Genomic DNA, 335 nt, shown 5'->3' with positions numbered 1-335 from the left:
GGGTCCAGGCTCATGACGGCCATGTAGACGCACTTGAGCGCGGCAGCCTCGTTCGGGAAGTGCCCCCGGGCGCGGACCGCCTTGCGTATGCGGGCGTTCACGCTCTCGATCGCGTTGGTCGTGCAGACGACCCGGCGGATCTCCGCGTCGAACTGCAGGAACGGCACGAACTCGGCCCAGGCGTTCGACCAGAGCCGAACGATCGCCGGATACTTGGCGCCCCATTCCTCCTGGAACTCCAGGAAGCGTTCCTCGGCGGCGTCGGCGGTCGGCGCGGTGCAGATCGGCTTGAGCGCGCGGGAGATCTTGTCCCAGTCCTGGCGGGCCGCGTAGCG

Annotated in this window: 1 pseudogene; it reads right to left on the bottom strand. The window is 68.7% G+C overall.

Annotated features, from left to right (window positions below):
* Positions 1-335: pseudogene (locus AC2TEW_RS39045) on the bottom strand (transposase); the annotation flags it as partial.

It is taken from the genome of Kitasatospora sp. NEAU-CNBT7, assembly GCF_057220535.1.
The sequence above is the reverse complement of the archived record's forward strand: the minus strand, read 5'-3'. Positions and strand labels throughout refer to the sequence as shown.